This window comes from Pedococcus cremeus (genome assembly GCF_900111375.1).
GTDB classification, from domain to species: domain Bacteria; phylum Actinomycetota; class Actinomycetes; order Actinomycetales; family Dermatophilaceae; genus Pedococcus_A; species Pedococcus_A cremeus.
On the sequence record NZ_FOHB01000002.1, the window covers coordinates 370,972 to 391,294 of the forward strand.

The following is a 20,323-nucleotide window of genomic DNA, read 5'->3' on the forward strand; positions in this document are numbered from 1 at the left end:
GTCAGACCTGGCGTGAGGCCCGGCGTGAGGGCCCCTGGTGCGCGAGCGCCCGGGGCCCTTCTCGTCGCCCTCGTCGTCGTCCTCGTCGTCGGTGGCCGAGTGGCCGCCTACCGACAGCCTCGTACTCAAGGCCTGGACTGGAAGGGCCCGTACTGAGAGGCCTCGTACCGAAGGCGCTCAGACGGGCTCGGCGACCGTCCCCGTGGTGGCGTGCCCGTCGACGTAGTCGACGACCTCGGCGAGGGAGCCGAACTGCCGGGTCCGGGGGAGGCAGGTGAGCCGCCACATGAGGTGGCTCGGCGCCCGGTGACGGATGAGCGTCGCGAGCAGCTCGTCCTGGCGCGCGGGGAAGCACGTCGGGCGCAGGACGCGGCTGAGCTGCTCGGGCCAGTGGGCCTCGTGCGTGGTCTCGCGGCGCGCCTCGCGGCGAGTCTCGTGACGGGACAGGGGTCGCGGTGTCGGCGTGGCCGGCAACGTCGCGGTCATGGGCGTTCCTCTCTGTGCACCGGGCCTGGCGCCGGGGTGTCGGCCGCTGGCGGCGGTGCGGGCCTGTCGGTGCGCCGGAATGCCCGCTCCGGCGTCACCCGAAACCCATGCTCCGGTAAAGACTTCGGAAAATCCTGGGTCGGAGGTCCCTAGTCCTTTTGGTCGATTTGCCCCCACCAAACGTCTAGGCGGACTGCGAGGGACTGTGGCTGCTGTGGCTGGCGCTTCTATGTTTCGTTCGCTTGAGGTTTCACCCGTCGGGCCCCGGTTCGTCCCCCGAACCCCACCAGGCCCGCAGGACCCACAGGACCCACAGGCCCGCAGGACCCACCAGCACCCATCAGGAAGGTGTCGCTGTGACCCCAAGGCAGTCGGCTGCCGACCAGACCCCCACGGCGGCGTGGTCGTTCTCCCAGTGGCCCCTGCGCCGCAAGCTCGCCGCGGCCCTGATCGCGCCGGTGCTCCTCGCGTTCTGGCTCGGAGGCCTGCGCGTCAAGACCGAGCTCGACCAGGAGCGCACGTTCGCCCGCGCCGCCGACAGCACCCTCCTGCTGCGGCCGGTCACCGAGTTCAACCTGGCCGTGCAGCGGCTCGCGGCCTCGAGCGCCCCCGGCGGTCAGGGCCTGAAGGCGTCCGCCGGTGCCTACGACCGGGCCGTCAAGGACGTGAACCAGGCCCTGGACCAGTCATCGGTCTCCGACAGCGTCCGCCGGCGCACCGAGGAGGCCCTCGTCCTGGGCCGGGGCGTGCGCCAGGCCGCCGGTCAGAGCGGCGCGTTCTCGGTCGCCATCGACAAGTCGGCCAGCACCGCCGGCCTCGTCTCCTCGATCATCGGCGACCTGGGCCTCAACGACGTCTCCTCGGTCAAGACCCTGGTCGCGCTGCAGGACACCATCGCGGCCCAGCGGGCCATGACCGGCCAGCAGCTGAACATCGCCAACAAGGATGACGCCAGTGGTTCGCTGAGCGCCATCAAGCTCGTGGGTGCCGAGACCTCCTTCGTCACCCGCCTCAAGGACGAGGCGACCCAGGCGAACGTCTCCGACATCCGCCAGCTGGTCAACGAGAACACCGCCCGCGGTGTCTACCTGCAGCAGAGCTCCATGACCCCCGACGAGCTCGCCGTGGTGGCGGGCGCCTTCGAGCGCAGCAACACGGCATACGGCTCCCTGCTCAACCGGCAGCTGTCCGAGTTCGAGGCCAGCCTCCGCGCGCAGGCCAGCGAGCACCGGACCCAGGCCCTGGTCAACATCGCCCTCATCGTCCTGGCCCTGCTCGCGTCCCTCGTCATCGTGCTCGCCCTGCTCCGGTCGCTGCTCGTCCCGCTGCGCGCCGTGCGCCACGGCGCGCTCGAGATCGCCCGGCACCGCCTGCCCGACGCGGTCCGCCGCATCCGTGACGGCGAGGAGGCACCGGCGTTCCAGCCGATCCCGGTCCACACCAAGGAGGAGGTGGGCCAGCTCGCCCGCGCGGTCGACGACCTCCACCAGCAGGCCCTGACCCTGGCCGGTGAGCAGGCCCGCCTGCGCGTCCAGGTCGGGCACATGTTCGAGACGCTCTCGCGCCGCAGCACCTCGCTCATCGAGCAGCAGCTGACCCTCATCGAGCGCCTCGAGAGCGACGAGGAGGACCCGCAGCGCCTGCAGAGCCTGTTCCGCCTCGACCACCTCGCCGCCCGCATGCGGCGCAACAGCGACTCCCTGCTCGTGCTCGCCGGCACCACGACCCGTCGTGGTGGGGCGCGCTCGGTCTCGGTCGCCGACGCGGTCCGTGCGGCGGTCTCCGAGGTCGAGGAGTACCAGCGCATCGACATGCACGAGACGTCCGACGACCACGTGCTGTCCTCGGTCGGCTCCGACCTGATCCACATGCTCGCCGAGGTCGTCGACAACGCCCTGTCGTACTCGCCGCCGACCAGCCGCGTCACCATCCGCGGCGCCCGCACCTCCGAGGGCGGCGTGCTCATCGAGATCAAGGACGCCGGCCTCGGTATGCCGCCGAACACCCTGGCGGCCCTCAACGAGCGCCTGGCCGACGGCGGCGACATCACCACCGACACCGCACGACGCATGGGCCTGTTCGTGGTCGGCAGCCTCGCCAAGCGCCACGGCATCGGCGTGCGGCTGCGCCGCAACGACGACGTGGGCCAGAGCGGCATCACCGTGTCGGTGCACCTGCCCGGTGTCCTGCTCGCCGACCGTCCGTCCAAGAAGAAGCCGGCGGTGCCCCTCGCCGGCCAGGTCAACGGCTCTGCCGCACCGGCCGCGGCCCCCGTGCAGCCGAACGGCCACACCGCGAGCCCGTCGTCCCCGGCCGCGCCGCCTGCTCCTCCCGCCGCACCGCCGGTGACCAACGGCGAGCCGGTCAGGGGCCCGGGCGGGCTGCCCGTCCGCAGGCCGATGGCCAGCGGCGTCGGCGAGCACACCAGCACCGGATCTGCCCCGGCTGGCCCGTCCGCCTCGGGCACCCCGGCGGGCGAGGCGACCTCCCGGGCCGAGGCCACCGCCCGGACCTTCAAGGGGATGACCTCGCGCCGTGGCGCGGTGTCGCGCCCTGCAGGGGCCGACGAGCCGGCGCGACCGACTCCGCCCCCGGCGACCCCCGCTGACAGCGCCCCCGCCGAGAGCGCCCCGGCCGGCAAGCCGGCGGCCGCCCGTGCCGCCGAGCCTGCCCCGGCGCCGGTCCCCGAGCCCGCCGCCGAGCCGGTGAGCGAGGGGCCGCGCACCACGACCGGGCTGCCGATGCGCCGTCCGATGGCGACCGGAATCACCGAGCACACCGGCACCCCGGCCACCCGCGCCGAGGCAGCCGCCGAGGCCGCGAACGACGGCAAGCGCAGCTGGTTGCGCCTGCCGTCGCGCAGGAGCGACGGCGACGAGCCCAAGGCCAAGGGCCGGGGTCGTGGCAAGGAGGCGGCGGCAGCCGAGGCGGAGGCCGAGGAAGAGCACCGTATGCCGGCGAACCTCACCGCCTGGCTCGACCACCGTGCCAAGCTCGCCGAGGCGCGCGCCAAGGCCACCGAGGACGAGGCCGCCGGGGAGTCCGCCGACCGCGACCAGCCGGCGACCGACACCGCGAGTGAGCAGGCCACCGAGCCGGCCGTCATGGCCGACACCGCTGCGACGGTGACCGAGCCCGCCGTCGCTGTCGCTGAGCCTGCTGAGGCTGCTGAGGCCGGCCAGGAGCCGGCCGTGCCGTCCGCCACCGAGTCGGCCCCCGCTCCCGCTCCGGTCGAGGAGCAGGTGGCGGCCCTGCCGGCACGCGCTGCCGAGCCGGTGCAGGAGCCGGTGTACCGCGACGCCGGGTTCAGCGCCGCCGCGGCCGCGATGGCACCCACCGACCAGCCCTTCACGCCGTTCAACGCCTTCGGCACGCCGCAGCCCACCGCTGCGCAGCCGGTCGCGCAGGTGGCGCAGGAGCCGCCGGCTCCGACGGAGGCCGAGACCCTCGAGACCGGCCTGCCGCGACGCCAGCCCGGTGCCTCGGGGATCAGCCCGGCCGACTCGTCCCACGAGGACACCCCGATCTTCCGGGCCATGGGATCGTCATGGCTTGCCAACACCGATGGAGGACAAGTGGATTCGTCCTGGTCGCCCGCTGCTGCCGCCGGCGCTCCGTCGGCGGGGGCAGGCATCGAGGGCACCCAGCCGGAGTCGACCGTGACAGGCCTGCCGGTGCGCCGGCCGGGCCAGAGCGGCGCACCCGGCACCGACCCGGCCGCCGAGGGCGGACCGACGTCGACACGTGGAGGCCGCGACCCGGAGTCGATCCGGCGCAGCCTCAACCGCCACCAGACGGGTGTGAGCTCGGCTCGCTCCCAGACCCCGCTGAACGGAACCCCCGACCGAGAGGAAGCCGATGTTCCCCACTGAGACCGCAGCCCAGACGCAGGGCCAGTACGACTGGCTCGTGTCGAAGTTCGCTGCCGAGACCCCCGGGGTCTCGCACGCGATCCTCGTCTCGGCCGACGGCCTGCCCATGGCTGCCAGCGAGCAGCTGCCGGCCGACCGCGCCGAGCAGATGGCCGCCGTGGCCTCCGGCATGGCCAGCCTGGCAGCAGGTGCAGCCCGGCTGTTCGAGGGTGGCACGGTGCTCCAGTCCGTCATCGAGATGGAGCTCGGGTACCTGCTCCTCATGAGCGTCGGTGACGGCTCGCACCTCGCCGCGCTCACCGGCACCGACTCGGACATCGGCCAGGTCGGTTACGAGATGGCGGTCCTCGTCGACCGGGTCGGGCGGATGATCGACGCATCCGCCCGGTCGAACATGTCGGGGTAGGCCATGACGCCCGAGGACATCATCGAGCCGAAGGGTCCGAACCTGGTCAGGCCCTACTTCCTGACCGCGGGGCGCACCCAGGCCGCCGTCGAGCTGCCGATCGAGGCGACGCTCGTCCTGCAGCCCTCCGCGCGCGAGCGGACCTGGCCGGCCGGCGACATGGCCGGACGGATCATCGCACTGTGCGCCGAACCCCAGTCCGTCGCGGAGATCTCGGCCAAGCTGTCGGTCCCGCTCGGCGTCGCCCGGGTGCTCATCGGTGACCTCGTCGCCGCCGGCCACCTGCGCACCCAGGCCACCCTCACCGAGAACAGCTCCACCGACGAACGTCGTGACCTCATCGAAAGGACCCTCAGTGGACTTCGCGCCCTCTAGCCGCTCCAGTGCCTCGACGAAGATCGTCGTGGCGGGCGGATTCGGCGTCGGCAAAACCACCTTCGTGGGCACCGTCTCCGAGATCGACCCCCTGCGCACCGAGGCCCTCGTGACGAACGTGTCGGAGGGTGTCGACGACATCGAGCAGGTGCAGTCCAAGACCTCCACCACCGTGGCGATGGACTTCGGCCGCATCACCCTCTCCGAGGACCTCGTCCTCTACCTCTTCGGCACCCCGGGCCAGCGCCGCTTCTGGTTCATGTGGGACGACCTGGTCAAGGGCGCCATCGGGGCGATCGTCCTGGTCGACACCCGCCGGCTCGACGACAGCTTCGCCGCCGTCGACTACTTCGAGGCCCGCAAGCTGCCGTTCATCGTGGCGGTCAACGAGTTCGACGGCGCCCAGCGCTTCGGCCTCGAGGACATCCGGGAGGCCCTGGCCATCTCGGCGCACGTGCCGATGATGACGGTGGACGCCCGCCACAGGGAGTCCGCCAAGGACGCCCTCGTGCGCATCACCGAGTTCGCGCTGCTCCAGCTCGCGGCGCCGGCAGCCACCCGCTGACCGGCTCACCCCTCCGCGAGCGCCGCCGCTGTCGCCCGGGCCGTCCTCGGCCCGGGCGACAGCTGTGTCCGTGAGCGGTTGTGTAGGTGGCCCGGTCCGGCGCACCGGAGGACGGCCCCACCCGTCGCGCGCCGGAACTTGCCCCGAAGGCCCGGGTTGGGTCAGTCTTCTCCTGCCAGGCCAACTGCGTGGGCGCGGACTCGCGTGCACGCCCTGGCGGGTTCAAGACACGGACCGCACCCGATGAGCGGGCCGGTCTGCCCGCGGAGAGGACTCCTGGTGAGCGCCGACGCGACGCCTGAGCCGGTCGCACAGCCCAGCGTGACGATCCACGAGGACCCGGTGGTCGAGCAGGCCAAGGGCATCCTGGCGGTCATGTTCGCCATCACCCCCGGGGAGGCCCTGCTGGTCATGCGGGCCTTCGCCGGAGCCGAGTTCCCGACGCTGGGCGAGCTCGCGGCCCACGTCGTCGCCGTGGCGACCGAGCCCCCGGGCGGCCCCGACGTCGCCCGGCATCGGCTGACCCTCCTGCTGTTCGCCGAGGGCGGCGCCCCCTAGGTCGAGGCCCGTTCGGCGCCGTCAGGCCCGCCTCGTCGTCAGCCGGCGAGCACCACGACCAGGGTGCGGGGGCCGTGCACGCCCTCCACGCGGCTCAGCTCGATGTCGCTGGTGGCCGACGGGCCGCTGACGAATGTCAGCGGGCGGGTGGGGTCGAGGCGCCCGAGCGCCTCCGGCACCGTCTGGACGACGTCGGCGACGCGTACGACGACCACGTGGGTGTCGGGTACCAGCGTGATCGCGCGTCGCCCGCACAGCGGGCCGCCGTCGAGGACGATGGTGCCGGTCTCGGCGACGGCGACCGCCGAGCCGGTGACCACGGCGCCCGTGCGGTCGAGCTGCCGCGGCGTGGCCGACCCGTCGTCGAGCCGGTGCTCCGGTATGCCGTGCAGCCAGTCCGCGGGCACGCCCGGTGCCGCGATGGCGTCCCGAACCCCCTGTGCGGCAAGGGCTTCAGCGACGGCCACACCGATCTCACGGTCGTCGGCGCCGGTGCGCGCCACGGTGGCGCGGTAGTCCTCGAGGCGGTCGACCAGGAGGTCGACGAGCTCGGGCGACCCGGCGGCATACGCACCCTCGCGGCGGTAGGTGCGCGGCACGGTGGGCACGGTGGGGTCGTCGCCCAGCGCGCCGCGCAGCCGGGCTAGCACGACGTCGCGGGCCGCCTGGTGCGCGTTGTCCGTGGTCACGACCGGGCTCCACGGGTGCGGCTCCACCAGTCGCGGAACGTCTCGGCCGGGGGAGCGGGCACGTCGCGGGAGGCGGTCCACCCGTTCAGCGGCGGCGGCAGCGGGAGCACCGGCTTCCCCTTCCGTATGCCGCGGCGTGCGACGGTGGCGGCGCGGCCCGCGGCGGCGAACCGGTCGGCGTCACGCATGACCCAGGCGGCGGCCCGCATGGCCGCGGCCTCGGGGGTGGGGAGGCGGTGCTTCTCGGCGTGGGCCTCGGTGTGCTCCGCGCGCAGCTGGACGAGCAGCTCGGGAATGTTGATCTTCACCGGGCAGACGTCGTAGCAGGCCCCGCACAGCGACGACGCGTACGGCAGCGAGTCGTTGGGGTCGTCGCCGCCGGTCAGGCCGGTGAGCTGGGGGGTGAGCACGGCACCGATCGGGCCGGGGTAGACCGAGCCGTAGGCGTGGCCGCCGGTGCGCTCGTAGACGGGGCAGACGTTCAGGCAGGCCGAGCAGCGGATGCAGTGCAGGGCCGAGCGCCCGGCCTCGTCGGCCAGCGCCCGGGAGCGTCCGTTGTCGAGCAGGACGAGGTGGAACTCCGACGGCCCGTCGCCGGGCGTGACGCCGGTCCAGGTCGAGGTGTAGGGGTTCATCCGCTCACCGGTCGAGGAGCGGGGGAGCAGCTGGAGGAAGACCTCGAGGTCCGACCACGTGGGCACGACCTTCTCGACGCCCATCACGGTGATCAGGGTCTGGGGCAGGGTCAGGCACATGCGCCCGTTGCCCTCGGACTCGACCACGGTGAGGGTCCCGGTGTCGGCCACGGCGAAGTTCGCCCCCGACACGGCGACCCTGGCGCGCAGGAACGCCTCGCGCAGGTGGGCCCGGGCGGCCGCGGCCAGCACCGCCGGCTCGTCGGTCAGGGCACCGGTGTCGACGCCGGGCATCCGCTGGGCGAAGATCTCGCGGATCTCGGCCCTGCCGCGGTGGATCGCGGGCACCAGGATGTGCGACGGCTTGTCGCCGGCGAGCTGCACGATGAGCTCGGCGAGGTCGGTCTCCAGGGCGGTGATCCCGGCGGCCTCCAGCGCCTCGTTGAGCCCGATCTCGGCGGTGGCCATCGACTTGACCTTGACGACCTCGTCGGCGCCGGTGGTCCGCACCAGGTCGGTGACGACCGCGTTGGCCTCGGCGGCGTCGCGGGCCCAGTGCACCTGTCCGCCCCGGGCGACGACGTTGGCCTCGAGCTGTTCGAGGAGCTCGGGCAGCCGCGCCATCGTGGCGGCCTTGATGGCGGACCCGGCTTCGCGCAGCGCCTCCCAGTCGGGCACCTCCTCCACCACGGCAGCACGTTTGGCCCGGATCGTGGAGGTGGCGTGGGCGAGGTTGGCGCGCAGCCGGGAGTTGCCGAGCGCCGACCGGGCCGCCGCGGGGAACGGGCGGTCGCCGGTGAGCTGGCCGACGGCCGGGTCCGCAGGCGGACCGGGCACCCGGCCACGCGGCATACCGAGGAAGGTGCTCACGACCGGCTCGCCAGGATCTCGGCGAGGTGCACCGGACGCACCCCGGTGCGCAGGCGGGACAGCCCACCGCCGATGTGCATGAGGCAGGACGCGTCACCGGCGGTGACCACCTCGGCGCCGGTGCCCAGCACGGCGGTCATCTTGTCGGCGAGCATGGCCGTGGAGGTGTCGGCGTTCTTCACCGAGAACGTGCCCCCGAATCCGCAGCACGAGTCGGCCGCCGGCAGCTCGACGAGGTCGATGCCGCGCACGTGGCGCAGCAGCTGCAGCGGGCGGTCGCCCACCCGAAGCATGCGCAGGGAGTGGCAGGTGGGGTGGTAGGTGACCCGGTGCGGGTACGACGCACCGACGTCGGTGACACCCAACACGTCGACGAGGAGCTCGGACAGCTCGTAGGTGCGAGCCGCCACCACCTCGGCGCGGGTGGCGAGAGCCTCGTTGCCGGCCCGGCGGGCGAGCATCGCGTGCTGGTGGCGCACCGACCCGGCGCACGACCCGGAGGGGGCCACGACCGCCTCGCAGCCGTCGGCCAGCGCCTGCTCGAAGACCTCGACGTGGTGGCGCACCAGCCCCACGGCGTCGTGCTGGTAGCCGGTGTTGGTGTGCATCTGGCCGCAGCAGGTCTGTTCCGCCGGGAAGACCACCTCGTGGCCGAGGCCCTCGAGCACGGCGACGGTCGCCTTGCCGACGTCGGGGAACAGCACGTCGCCGAGGCAGGTCACGAACAGCGCGATCCGCATGGCCCTCCCTTACCCGTCGGTGCCTCTCGGCAACCTACCGCGCGGTCCTGCTCACGGCGTGACGAGCGACCTCCGCAACCGCAGCGACGCCAGGGTGAGCAGCACGGCGGCATACAGGGCCAGGATGCCGAGGTAGCCGGCGATCTGCGTCAGCCCCCCACCGCGGGAGAGGACCTCCACCCACGCGTCGACGGCCCAGGCGTGCGGGGTGGCGTGGCCGAGCATCCGCACCGAGGGCGGCACGACCTCCAGCGGCCACATGCAGCCGCCGAGCATGCCGAAGGCGATGCCGATGGCGGGTCCGATGGCCCCGGCCTGCTCTGGTGTGCGGAACAGGGTGCCGCTCAGCATGCCTGCTCCCGTGCCGACCAGCGCCCACACGAAGATGAGGGCCGCCGCCGCCCACGGGTTGCCCCAGTCGACGCCGAACAGGACGGCCCCGATGCCCACGCTGAGGACGGCCTGGCCCACGGTGAGGCTGAGGTAGGCCAGGGCCTCACCGCCGACGAGGTCGCGAGGTCGCGTGGGTGCCGCGAGGGAGCGTGACAGGATGCCGTACTGCCGGGTCTGGATCATCGCTGCGCCGCCGGCGAGCGCGTTGATGAAGACGAAGAGCACCAGCATGGTGGGGGCGCTGTAGCTGAAGCCCAGCGGCAGGAAGTTGCTGGCGCTGTCGACCACCTCGGTGCGCAGTGGCACGGCCTGGTTGGACTGCTGCAGCCGGGTCGCGGCGCCCAGGTTCTGGTCGAAGGAGCCCAGCCGCCGGTCGGTGGCGAAGGCGGCGGCCTGCACCGCGGCGGAGTGTCGGCCCACCACCGCCTGCACCGCCGTCAGCGCGGCCTGGCTGCTCTCGGCTGAACCGGGCACGAGCACCGGCACGGTGACCGGCTTCCCGGCGCGCAGGGCGGCGTCGAAGTCGGACGGGATGACCACCGCCGCCGTGACCTCGCTGCGGCGCAGCGCAGCGGAGGCATCGGCCCGGCTGTCGAGCGACTCGACCGTGAGCGCGGGGTCGTCGGCGAGCTCGCGCGCGAGGCTGCTCGAGAGGGCTCCACGTCCGGTGTCCACGACACCGACACGGATCTGCTCGTTGCTGGAGATGGTGATGCCGATGAGCAGGATGATCAGCACCGGCAGCAGCACCATGAAGAACAGGAAGGTGCGGTCGCGGGCGACTCGGCGCAGCTCCGCGCCCGCCAGCGCGACGGCGGCCCTCATGGCGTGACCACCCGTCGCCTAAGGAGCACGGCGGCTCCACCGGTGGCGGCGGCGAAGGCGAGCAGGACGAGCACGGGCGTGACCGCGGCAGTCCAGTCGGCGCCTCCCGCGAGGTCGGTGAAGGCCCGCAGCGCCCAGCCGTTCGGGGTCAGCAGCGACAGGCTGCGCAGGAGCGGGGGAGCGGCGCTGATGAAGATGAAGTTCCCGCCGAGCAGCACCAGGCCGAAGACGAGGATGGACGACAGCCCCTCGGCCTGGCGCTCCGTGCGGGCCACGGCGATCACCAGGGCGGTCAGCCCGACGAGGACGAGGGCCAGGGCCACCACGAGCGCGACGACGGCGGGCACGGGACCCCAGTAGGCGCCGAAGACGAGGCTGGTGAACACCGCGACGGTGCCCAGGCTCGCGACGCCGTAGACGAACGTCGCCAGCGACTTGCCCAGCAGCACGGCGCTGGGAGTGATGGGTGCCGCGACCAGGCGCTCCATGGTGCCGCCCGCCCGCTCGAGGAAGAAGCCCCGGGAGCCGAAGCTGATGGCGAAGAGCATGAAGAAGATGCCCATTCCGGGCGCGTAGTAGCTGATCGCGTCGATCGAGCGGGTGCTGGCGGACTGCGCGGCCACGGTCTCCGGTGGTCTGATGCGCGCGGCCGCCTGCGCCAGCGCCGCGGCCTGGGCGTGCGGTGCGCCGGCGTCGACGGCGGTGGCCACCGAGAGCCGCACGGCCTCGAGCTGGGCGGTGAAGGACGAGGCCAGCGAGCGGGAGACCTGGGTGGCGACGGACGTGTCGACGCTGCCGAGCACGGTGAGCGGGCGGCCACCACCGGCCAGCACGGCGCTGGAGAAGCCCTCGGGCACGACGAAGGCGGTGTCGAGGGTGCCCGCGTCCACCTTCGAGCGCGCCTCCGCCTCGCTGGGCACCACGGTGACCGTGACCAGGTCGCGGAGCTCGGGACTGCGGAGGAACGACTCGAAGGCCGCTGCCACCTGCCCGCGGTCGCGGTCGACGACCCCGACGTCCATGTGGAACGTCTGGGTCGAGCCGAACGCCGCACTCACCAGCCACGCCACGGCCAGTGGTGCGATGAGGCCGAGCACGAGCGCGGAGCGGTCACGCAGGCGCTGGCGCAGGTCCTTCAGGGCGATGACGACGACGGGGCTGGTGCGCACGACCTGCCTCACTCCCGCAGCGCGGTGCCGGTCAGGTGCAGGAACACCGCCTCGAGGTCGGGCTCCTCGACCTCCACCGAGCGGACCGACGTGTCCGTCACCGTCGCGGCCGCGAGCACCTGGGCCAGGCGTCGGCGCCCGTCGGTGGCGATCAGGTGCACGGATGAGTCGGCGGTGTCGACCTGCTCGATGCCCTCGATGCGGCGGCACGCCTCGGCGAAGAGGGCCAGGGAACCGGTGGCCGAGAGGGTGATCCGGTCCTTCTCACCGACCCGCGCGACGAGCTCGCGGCGGGTGCCCTCGGCGACGAGGTGGCCGTGGTCGATGACGCCCACCCGGTCGCAGAGCCGCTCGGCCTCCTCCATGTAGTGCGTCGTGTACAGCACGGCCATGCCGGCGGTCCCCAGGTTGGCGATGCTCTCCATGATGGCGTGCCGACTCTGTGGGTCGACCCCGACGGTGGGCTCGTCGAGCACCAGGAGCTCGGGGCGGTGCAGCAGGCTGGCGCCGATGTTGAGCCGGCGCTTCATGCCCCCGCTGTAGGACTCGACCCGGTCGTCGCCGCGGTCGGCGAGGCCGATGAGCTCGAGCACCTCCTCCACGCGGTCGCGCAGCTCCTGCCCACGCAGCCGGTAGAGCCGGCCGAAGAAGCGCAGGTTCTCGCGGGCGGTGAGGTCGGGGTAGAGGGAGACCTCCTGCGGCACGTACCCGATGCGGGCCTTGGCCTCGGTGGCCGTCGCGGCGACGGGCAGCCCCGCCACGGTGACCTCTCCTGCGTCCGGTGCGAGCAGGCCGCAGACGACCCTGATGGTCGTGGTCTTGCCGGCGCCGTTGGGGCCCAGCAGGCCGTAGGTCTCGCCGGGAGCGACGTGGAAACTGACGTCCTCGATGGCGACGCGGTCGCCGAACCGCCGGGTCAGGCCGCTCGCCTCGAGGGTCATGACGGCCTTCTCGGTCATGACAGCCTGGCTCATGCGGCCTCCTCGGGTTCGCTCCCAGCCTCGCCCGGTGCCGCAGGCCTCCCTAGGGTCGAAGTGCCCTACGCGTCCGTGGCGCCGGGCACGGGGGCCGACCATCCGTCACACCGGTTCAACCGTTACGCGGGCTCAGCCGTCACGCGGGCTCAGCCGTCACGCCGGCTCAGCCATCACGCGGGCTCAGCCGACGCGGAAGACCCGCATCTGCAGCGCGAGGGTCGAGTAGTAGCCGACCAGGGTGCAGAGCTCGAAGACCACGGCGTCGCCGAGTGGCTCGGCCCAGCGCCCCCACTCCTCGTCGGAGACGTCGCCGTCCAGGAGGCAGCGCACCAGCTCGGCTGCCGCCTGCTCCTCCTGGTCGCCGAGGGTCGGCACCTCACCGCCACGCAGTGCGTCGAGCTCGGCGTCGGTGACCCCGGCTGCCCGTCCCACCGCCTCGTGCGCCTCCCACTCGAAGGCGCTCGACCAGTGCGCCGCGACGGCGAGGATCGCCAGCTCACGGGTGCGGTCGCTCAACGACGTCGTGTAGCGCACGGCCGACCCCAGTCGCTCGAGGGCGCCGCCCAGGCCGGGGGAGAGCAGGAAGGCGTTGAACGGCCCCCTCAGCGCGCCGTCGGGCGTGGTCAGGGCGAAGTGCTGCGGACCGTTCGCCCGGGGACCACCGGTGATGCTCGCGTGCAGGTCTCGCTGCTGCGCGTCCTGCTCCTCGGGACGGATCGGTTCCAGGCGGGTCATGGCGTGGAGTCTGGCAGCCATCTGCGGCATGCTCGCCACTGGCACTCCGGCGCCGCACCCGCCACCGAACCAGCGAGGAGCTGACGACCTGTGATCGAGACCGAGGGCTACCGCCGCTTCGAGCGGGTGGACCACGTCGAGGAGACCTCCACCGGCCTGCTCGCGCAGGCCCACGGCGAGCAGGTGCGCGTCGACCTCGTCCGCGACGACCTCGCGCGCGTCAAGATCAGCCGCGGCGGGGTGTTCGACGAGGAGCCGACGTATGCCGTGTGCGTCGACCCGCTCGACGACTCACCGCAGTTCTCGCTCGAGCGGGGCGACGACGTCGTGCGCCTGCACACCGCCGCCATGGTCGTCTCCCTGTGGCTCGACCCCTTCCGCCTCGACGTGCACCGCGCGGACGGCACCCCGGTCGTGGAGACGGCCCAGGACGACCACGGCCGCTACTGGGCCTACGCCACCCTGAACGACGCCTTCACCGTGCGGCGTCGGTGCCGCCAGGAGGACGCCATCTACGGCCTGGGGGAGAAGACCGGTCACCAGAACCGCAAGGGCCGCGACTTCACGCTCTGGAACACCGACGTGCTCAACCCCGACGCGACGGCCGAGTTCCGCTCCGCGCTCGACCCGGCCGACCCGCGGGCCGACCGCACGAGCACCGAGTTCGACCCCTACTACATCTCGATCCCGTTCTTCTACCACCAGAGCTACCCGTCGGGGGTGATGAGCGGGTCGTTCGTCGACAACGCCTACCGCGGTGCCTACGAGTTCTCACACCGCGAGGAGTACCGGTTCCACTTCTCCGGCGGCCAGTACACCGAGTACATCTTCGCGGGACCACGGATGCCGCGGATCCTCGAGGCCTACACCTGGCTGACCGGCCGCACGGCCCCACCACCGCTGTGGGCGCTGGGCCACCACCAGTGCCGGTGGTTCCGCTACACCCAGGAGGCCGTGGAGGCACTGGGACAGCGGCACCGTGACCTGGAGATCCCCTGCGACGCCCTGTGGCTCGACATCGAGTACATGGACGGCTTCCGCGTCTTCACCTGGGACGAGCAGTCGTTCCCGGACCCCCCTGCGATGCTGGCACGCCTGCGCGAGAAGGGTTTCCGCGTCATCACGATCATCGATCCCGGCGTCAAGCAGGACCCCGGCTACTGGGTCTACGACCAGGCCGTGGAGGGCGACGTGCTCTGTCGGACCGAGGGCGGCGACGTCTACATCGGGGAGGTCTGGCCGGGCGACACCGCCTTCCCCGACTTCGCCATGGAGGAGGCGCGGTCGTGGTGGGGTGAGCTCAACGCAGCCCACGTGCGGTCGGGTCTCGCCGGCATCTGGAACGACATGAACGAGCCGGCCACCGGCAAGAGGGACCCCCTGCTGATGCGCTTCAACCACGGCCGCGAGTCGCACGAGCGCTACCACAACCAGTACGCCCTGCTCATGGCGATGGGCACCACCCAGGGGCTGCGGGAGGCCATGCCCGACCTGCGGACCTTCGTGCTGTCGCGCGCCGGTTTCGCGGGCATCCAGCGGTATGCCGCGAACTGGATGGGCGACAACATGTCTCGGTTCGACCACCTGTGGTTGAGCATGCCGATGGCCGCCGGGCTGGGCATCTCCGGCCAGGCCTTCGTCGGCGCCGACATGGCGGGCTTCGCCGGGAACTCCAACGCCGAGCTGTACCTGCGCTGGATGCAGTACGGCACGCTGACCCCGTTCTGCCGCAACCACTCCGAGATCGGCAACGTCGACCAGTACCCCTGGTCCTGGGGCGACGTCGTGCTCGACCTGGTGCGCGAGGCGCTGCGGCTTCGCTACCGCCTCCTGCCCTACATCTACGCCGCCTTCCTCACCGCCTCGGAGACGGGCGCGCCCGTCCAACGGCCCCTGGTGTTCGACTTCCAGGACGACCCGCTGGTGCGCGACCTCGACGACGAGTACCTCTTCGGCCCCGACCTGCTGGTGGCGCCGGTCACCGAGGCCGGGCAGACGTCACGGCAGGTCTACCTGCCCGAGGGCCACTGGTACGACTGGTACTCGGGGGAGTGCCACGAGGGCCGTCGCTTCCTGCGGGTGGACACGCCCATGGAGCACATCCCCCTCTTCGCCCGGGCCGGGGCTGTCCTGCCGATGTGGCCGGACGCGCCCGCGTCGACGGATGGCCACCACCCCGAGGTGGTCGAGCTGCACCTGTTGGTCCCGGTCGTCGACGGCACCGCCCGCTCCGTGCTCCGGGAGGACGACGGCCTCACCCTCGCGGCTGCCGACGGGGCGCACTACCGCACCACCCTGGTCGTGGAGCGGCGCGGCGACACCGTCACCCTGCGCGGCGACGTCGACGGCGACGGCTACCCGGAGTTCCGCCGCCGGTCGTTCCGCCTCGTGCTCCACGGCGCCAGCCCGGAGAGGGTGGAGCACGGCGGTGAGGTGGTCGAGGCGACCGACGGCGCGTTCGTCCTGCCCAACACCGGGCAGGCCTTCGAGGTCAGCCTCAGAGTCGGCTGAGCGCCTCGCGCATACCCCGCTCGGCGTCGTTGCCCAGCTTGGTGAAGGCCGGCGCGAGCAGCGGTGCGACGAAGCGGGTGAGGCCCTTGAACTCGAAGTCGGCGGTGTAGGTCACGGTCGAGCGACTGCCGTCACCGGAGAACTCCAAGGTGTCGTGCGCGACGAGGGTCTTGTTCTCCCCGCGCAGGGCGAAGCGGCGGTCGGGGACGAGTTCCTCCACGACGTAGACGAGCTCGGTCTCGCGCCCCGCGAACTTCGTGGTGTTGTGGTAGCTCGTGCCGACGCCCCCGTCGCCGCTCTGCCGCACGGTCCGCACGGTGCCCGGGTCCCACTCCGTCGTCGTGGTGAAGTCGGACAGGTAGGCGAACACCGTCGACAGTGGCTTGTCGACGGTGACGGTGCGCTGGATCTTCACGAGGTCCTCCGTGCAGTGGGGGCGGTCATCAGCTCTGTGGTCATCGGGAGCGTGGTCCTCGGGAGCGTGGTCATCCGCTCCTGCGGTTGCGGCGGGCGATCGAGGCGTTCAGGGCGGTCGCGAAGGCGACCCACGCGGCATACGGCCAGAACAGCCGGCCGGCGACAGGGTCGGCGCGCCCCGCGCGGCGCGCGAGGTCGAGGCTCGAGGCCTCCAGGACCAGGACCTCGGCGAGGGCGAGGTCGGGTCGGCGCGCCTTGAAGAACAGCCAGTTCCAGCCGGCGTTGAGCACGAGGTTGGTGGCGAGGGCTCGCCACAGCGTGCGGCGCTCTTCGGTGGACGCCCGGTCGAGGGCACGGGCGGAGCCCGTGGCGACCAGCGCGTAGAGCGTGGTCCACGCCGGGCCGAAGGCCCAACCGGGCGGCTGCCAGGCCGGCTTGTCCAGGTTGGCGTACCAGCGGGACCGCACGTCGGTGCCCAGCCCGCCGATGACCGCCGTCGCCGTGACGGCCGCGCCGGTGGCGAGCAGGCTTCGCTTCTGGGGCATCAGGTCGTCCTCACACTCGGACTTCGGCGCCGACCGCCAGGGCGGATGGGGTGCCGTGCCGGTCCACGGGGATCGGGTGGTTCCATCGCAGCACAAGGTCGGACGGGTCGCCTGCCGGCGTGGTGAGATGCGCCCATGGACTTCTCGGCTGCCGACGTCTCCGGGCTGGCAGCCGCCCTGGGCATCGGGCTCCTCATCGGCATCGAGCGTGAGCGTCGCAAGGGCCAGGGAGCACTCCGTTCGGCGGCCGGTGTCCGCACGCACGCGCTGCTCAGCCTGGCCGGGGCCCTGTGCGTCCTCGTCGACACCCGCCTGCTCGTCGTCACCGGGCTGGTGGTCGCGGGCCTGGTGGTGGTGAGCTACGCCCGGTCGGGCGGCGACGACCCCGGCGTCACGGGTGAGGTCGCCATGGTGGCCTCCTTTCTGCTCGGCGCCCTGGCCATGCGCAGCCCGGCCCTCGCGTCGGGGCTCGGTGTCGTCGTCGCGGTGCTGCTGCACACCAAGCGTCCGCTCCACCGCCTCAGCCGCGACCTGATCAGCCAGCGCGAGCTGGGCGACCTGCTCCTGCTCGCGGCGGCGATCCTCGTGATCTGGCCCCTGCTGCCCGACCGGAGCCTCGACCCGTGGGGAGCGCTGAACCCGCGCGTCATCTGGAAGTACGTCGTGCTGGTCATGGCCGTCGGTGCGGTCGGCCACGTCGCGCTGCGGCTCGTCGGCGCCCGCTGGGGGCTGCCGCTGGCGGGCTTCTTCTCCGGTTTCGCGTCATCGACCGCTGCCACGGCGGGCTTCGGCCAGCAGGCGCGGGACACCCCGCCGGTGCGCCGACCGGCCGCGTCCGCAGCGCTGCTGTCGAACCTCGCCTCGCTGCTGCTGTTCGTCGCGGTCATCGGTGCGGGGTCACCGGCGCTCCTGCGCAGCACGGTGTGGGCCCTGGTGGCGGCGGTGGTCGTGCTCCTCGGCACCAGTGCGGTGGGGATCTGGGGCCGGGGCTCCGACAGCCCGCCGCTGCCCGGCGACCCCACCGCCCGAGCCTTCCGGCTCAGCTGGGCTCTGACGTTCGGCCTGGCCATCACGGTGGTGCTGTTCGTCTCGGCATGGCTGCGCGCCCTGTTCGGCGACGCGGGAGCGCTGGTGACCGCGGGCATCGCAGCCCTCGCAGAGCTGCACGCCTCGGCAGCTTCCGTCGCCCAGCTCTCGGCGTCGGGCAGCCTGGCCCTGTCCAGCGCACGATGGGGGGTCGTCGGGCTGCTCGTGGCGAGCGGCCTGGTCAAGTCCGTGGTGGCCTTCACGAGCGGGGGCCGTCGGTTCGGCCTGCTGGTGACTGCTGGACTGCTGGGCTCCGTCGTGGCGGCGGCCTTGGTGGTGGCGCTGACCCCGGCGTAGCGACGTCCCGGCCCCCGAGGGAGCCGTCGATCGCCGATCCGCCAGCGAGCTGCCCCCGAAGCCAGCGCCCACCAATCCACGTCCCGACCCGCACCGAAGGACCCACATGACCCAGCCCGCCTCCTCAAGCCGACCGTCGGTCGCCGTCATCGGCGCCGGCGTCTCGGGCCTGACGGCCGCGTACCTGCTGTCGCGCACCCACGACGTCACGCTGTACGAGGCGGAGGAGCGGTTGGGCGGGCACGCCCACACGCACGACGTGCCGTCGGCTGATGGTCGGCGGTATGCCGTGGACAGCGGCTTCATCGTGCACAACGACCGCACGTACCCCCTGCTGCGCCGGCTCTTCGCCGAGCTCGGCGTGGACGCGCGGCCGACCGAGATGAGCATGAGCATCCGCTGCGAGGACTGCGGGCTGGAGTACGCCGGGGGGCGCGGCCTCAGGGGGATCCTCGCCCAGCCGCGCCGGCTGCTCGACCGGCGCTTCGTCGGCATGCTGCGGCAGGTCAGGCGGTTCCACCGCCGCGCCGCCGCGTTCCTCGAGCGCACCGACGACAGCGACACGACCACCTACGGCGAGTTCCTGGCGCGCGAGGGGTTCGACGACCACTTCGTCAACCACTACGCCGTGCCGGTCGTCTCCTGCGTGTGGTCGTCCGGCCAGGACACCGCGCTGCTCTACCCGGCGCGGTACCTCTTCCGGTTCCTCGACCACCACGGGATGCTGCAGGTCACCGGCTCGCCGCAGTGGTACACGGTCGTCGGCGGCTCACGGACCTACGTCGAGCGCATCGCCGCGCAGCTGCCCGCGGTGCGGCGCGGCAGCCCGGTCACCACGGTGTGGCGCGACGCCACGCGGGTCGAGGTGGAGGACGCGAGCGGGGCTGTCGCACGCTTCGACAAGGTCGTGCTGGCAACCCACCCCGACCAGGCGCTCTCGCTGCTCGCGGACCCCACCCAGGACGAGGTGCAGGCGCTCAAGGCTTTCACCTACACGCCCAACGAGACGGTGCTGCACACCGACACCCGCCTGCTGCCGGAGGCGCGCGAGGCCAGGGCGTCGTGGAACTACCTCATGACCTCGTGCTCCACCCTCGGCTCGGCACCGGTGGTGACCTACTGGATGAACCGGCTCCAGGGCCACACGTCGCCCGAGCAGTTCCTCGTCACGCTGAACGCGCGGGAGCGCATCGCCGCGGATAGCGTCATCGCCGTGATGGACTACGAGCACCCGCTCTACACAGCGGAGTCCGTCGCCGCGCAGTCCCGCCTCGCCTCCCTCGCCACCGACCGCACCGTGTATGCCGGTGCCTGGCACGGCTGGGGGTTCCACGAGGACGGCTGCCGCTCGGGTGTCGAGGCCGCCCGGCACTTCGGGGTCCGGTGGTGAGTCCCACCGTCGAGAGGCGCGCGCCGGCGGCGCCTCGCGCCCGTCTCGAGCTGCCGACCCTGCCGGCGCTCGTCGTCGGCACGGTGTCGCACCAGCGTCCCGGCCCGGTGCGCCACGGCTTCAGCCACGGGGTGTACCAGTGGCTGGTCGACGTCGACGCGCTGCCGCGCCAGCCGTGGTGGCTGCGTCCCTTCACCGGTTTCAGCAGCGCCGACCACCTCGGTCGGCCCCACCGCAGCCTCAAGGCGAACGTCGAGCACTTCGTCGCGCAGCGCGGCATACGGCTGGGTGCCGGGGGACGGGTGCTCATGCTCGCCAACGCGCGCGTGCTCGGCCACGTGTTCGACCCGCTGACCGTCTTCTGGTGCCTCGACGCCGACGACGCGCTCGTGTGCGTCGTCGCCGAGGTGCACAACACCTACGGAGAGCGCCACGTCTATTTGCTCACCCCCGACGAGGGCGGGCGGGCCTCGGTGGACAAGGAGTTCTACGTCTCGCCGTTCAACGACCTGTCGGGCCGCTACGACATGCGCTTCACACTGGCCGCCGACCGCGTGGCCACCACCATCGTGCTGCGTCGCGACGGAGCGGCCGTCTTCTCGGCCAGCCTCAACGGGCGTCCCGTTCCCGCGACGCGCGCGACGGTCGTCCGACAGCTGCTGACCAAACCCTTTATGCCGCAGCGGGTCTCTGCCCTGATCCGCGCGCATGGCGTCTACCTCTGGCTCCGACGACTGCCCGTCGTCCGCCGCCCCCACCATCGACCACAGGAAGGTGTCTGA

19 protein-coding genes are annotated in these 20,323 nt (G+C 72.5%); 9 read left to right on the forward strand and 10 right to left on the reverse strand.

All coding sequences use genetic code 11. From position 1 onward, the window contains the following. Positions 1 to 177 precede the first annotated feature (177 nt). A complete protein-coding gene (locus tag BMW78_RS05310) occupies positions 178 to 486 on the reverse strand; it encodes a DUF2795 domain-containing protein (protein WP_091757128.1) in 309 nt (102 codons plus the stop codon). A gap of 356 nt (positions 487 to 842) precedes the next feature. Here BMW78_RS05310 and BMW78_RS05315 point away from each other — a divergent pair, with 356 nt between their 5' ends. The 5 genes from BMW78_RS05315 to BMW78_RS05335 all read left to right on the forward strand — a co-directional run bounded on the left by BMW78_RS05315 (position 843) and on the right by BMW78_RS05335 (position 6,262). Beyond that, positions 843 to 4,358 (forward strand): sensor histidine kinase, encoded by a 3,516-nt coding sequence (locus BMW78_RS05315; RefSeq protein ID WP_091757129.1) that lies wholly within the window; start codon positions 843 to 845, stop codon positions 4,356 to 4,358. Next, on the forward strand, positions 4,345 to 4,764 hold the full coding sequence (locus BMW78_RS05320; RefSeq protein ID WP_091757131.1) for a roadblock/LC7 domain-containing protein: 420 nt from the start codon (positions 4,345 to 4,347) through the stop codon (positions 4,762 to 4,764). Before BMW78_RS05315 ends, BMW78_RS05320 begins: the two co-directional genes overlap by 14 nt. A 3-nt stretch (positions 4,765 to 4,767) precedes the next feature. After that, complete coding sequence (locus tag BMW78_RS05325) at positions 4,768 to 5,139, forward strand: DUF742 domain-containing protein (protein WP_091757133.1); 372 nt, start codon at positions 4,768 to 4,770, stop codon at positions 5,137 to 5,139. Further along, on the forward strand, positions 5,120 to 5,704 hold the full coding sequence (locus BMW78_RS05330) for a GTP-binding protein (RefSeq protein WP_091757135.1): 585 nt from the start codon (positions 5,120 to 5,122) through the stop codon (positions 5,702 to 5,704). Before BMW78_RS05325 ends, BMW78_RS05330 begins: the two co-directional genes overlap by 20 nt. 279 nt (positions 5,705 to 5,983) lie before the next feature. Next, a complete protein-coding gene (locus BMW78_RS05335; protein WP_091757137.1) occupies positions 5,984 to 6,262 on the forward strand; it encodes an ANTAR domain-containing protein in 279 nt (92 codons plus the stop codon). Positions 6,263 to 6,300: 38 nt separating this feature from the next. Here BMW78_RS05335 and BMW78_RS05340 read toward each other — a convergent pair whose 3' ends face one another. The 7 genes from BMW78_RS05340 to BMW78_RS05370 all read right to left on the reverse strand — a co-directional run bounded on the left by BMW78_RS05340 (position 6,301) and on the right by BMW78_RS05370 (position 13,295). Further along, entirely contained in the window at positions 6,301 to 6,951 is a 651-nt protein-coding gene (locus tag BMW78_RS05340) for a LutC/YkgG family protein (protein ID WP_091757424.1), read from the reverse strand. Further along, positions 6,948 to 8,438, reverse strand: a complete 1,491-nt coding sequence (locus tag BMW78_RS05345; protein ID WP_091757425.1) for a LutB/LldF family L-lactate oxidation iron-sulfur protein — start codon at positions 8,436 to 8,438, stop codon at positions 6,948 to 6,950. The genes BMW78_RS05340 and BMW78_RS05345 overlap by 4 nt, the downstream gene beginning before the upstream one ends. Before the next feature lie 14 nt (positions 8,439 to 8,452). Beyond that, positions 8,453 to 9,196: a (Fe-S)-binding protein gene (locus tag BMW78_RS05350; RefSeq protein ID WP_091757139.1), complete on the reverse strand. Its 744-nt coding sequence runs from the start codon at positions 9,194 to 9,196 to the stop codon at positions 8,453 to 8,455. 51 nt (positions 9,197 to 9,247) lie between these two features. Further along, positions 9,248 to 10,414 carry an ABC transporter permease gene (locus BMW78_RS05355; RefSeq protein ID WP_091757141.1) on the reverse strand — a complete coding sequence of 389 codons (1,167 nt, stop codon included), beginning with the start codon at positions 10,412 to 10,414 and terminating at the stop codon, positions 9,248 to 9,250. After that, positions 10,411 to 11,583, reverse strand: coding sequence for an ABC transporter permease (locus BMW78_RS05360; RefSeq protein WP_091757143.1), 1,173 nt, complete (start codon positions 11,581 to 11,583; stop codon positions 10,411 to 10,413). The genes BMW78_RS05355 and BMW78_RS05360 overlap by 4 nt, the downstream gene beginning before the upstream one ends. Positions 11,584 to 11,591: 8 nt before the next feature. Next, on the reverse strand, positions 11,592 to 12,557 hold the full coding sequence (locus tag BMW78_RS05365) for an ABC transporter ATP-binding protein (protein ID WP_091757145.1): 966 nt from the start codon (positions 12,555 to 12,557) through the stop codon (positions 11,592 to 11,594). Between the two features lie 183 nt (positions 12,558 to 12,740). Further along, entirely contained in the window at positions 12,741 to 13,295 is a 555-nt protein-coding gene (locus BMW78_RS05370) for a carboxymuconolactone decarboxylase family protein (RefSeq protein WP_091757427.1), read from the reverse strand. A 90-nt stretch (positions 13,296 to 13,385) separates the two neighbouring features. Between BMW78_RS05370 and BMW78_RS05375 the strand changes: the two genes are divergently transcribed. After that, complete coding sequence (locus BMW78_RS05375; RefSeq protein WP_091757146.1) at positions 13,386 to 15,806, forward strand: glycoside hydrolase family 31 protein; 2,421 nt, start codon at positions 13,386 to 13,388, stop codon at positions 15,804 to 15,806. On the opposite strand, the gene BMW78_RS05380 is transcribed toward BMW78_RS05375, so the two are convergent. After that, entirely contained in the window at positions 15,793 to 16,221 is a 429-nt protein-coding gene (locus BMW78_RS05380; protein ID WP_091757147.1) for an SRPBCC family protein, read from the reverse strand. The two genes, BMW78_RS05375 and BMW78_RS05380, sit on opposite strands and share 14 nt — an antisense overlap. Positions 16,222 to 16,291: 70 nt before the next feature. Then, entirely contained in the window at positions 16,292 to 16,768 is a 477-nt protein-coding gene (locus tag BMW78_RS05385; RefSeq protein ID WP_091757149.1) for a TspO/MBR family protein, read from the reverse strand. 135 nt (positions 16,769 to 16,903) lie between these two features. Here BMW78_RS05385 and BMW78_RS05390 point away from each other — a divergent pair, with 135 nt between their 5' ends. The 3 genes from BMW78_RS05390 to BMW78_RS05400 all read left to right on the forward strand — a co-directional run bounded on the left by BMW78_RS05390 (position 16,904) and on the right by BMW78_RS05400 (position 20,323). Then, on the forward strand, positions 16,904 to 18,151 hold the full coding sequence (locus BMW78_RS05390) for an MgtC/SapB family protein (protein WP_091757151.1): 1,248 nt from the start codon (positions 16,904 to 16,906) through the stop codon (positions 18,149 to 18,151). A 106-nt stretch (positions 18,152 to 18,257) separates the two neighbouring features. Continuing rightward, the gene (locus BMW78_RS05395; protein WP_091757153.1) at positions 18,258 to 19,541 is read left to right on the forward strand and encodes an NAD(P)/FAD-dependent oxidoreductase; all 1,284 of its coding nucleotides are present in this window, start codon (positions 18,258 to 18,260) and stop codon (positions 19,539 to 19,541) included. Continuing rightward, positions 19,538 to 20,323 (forward strand): DUF1365 domain-containing protein, encoded by a 786-nt coding sequence (locus tag BMW78_RS05400; protein ID WP_245735672.1) that lies wholly within the window; start codon positions 19,538 to 19,540, stop codon positions 20,321 to 20,323. The genes BMW78_RS05395 and BMW78_RS05400 overlap by 4 nt, the downstream gene beginning before the upstream one ends.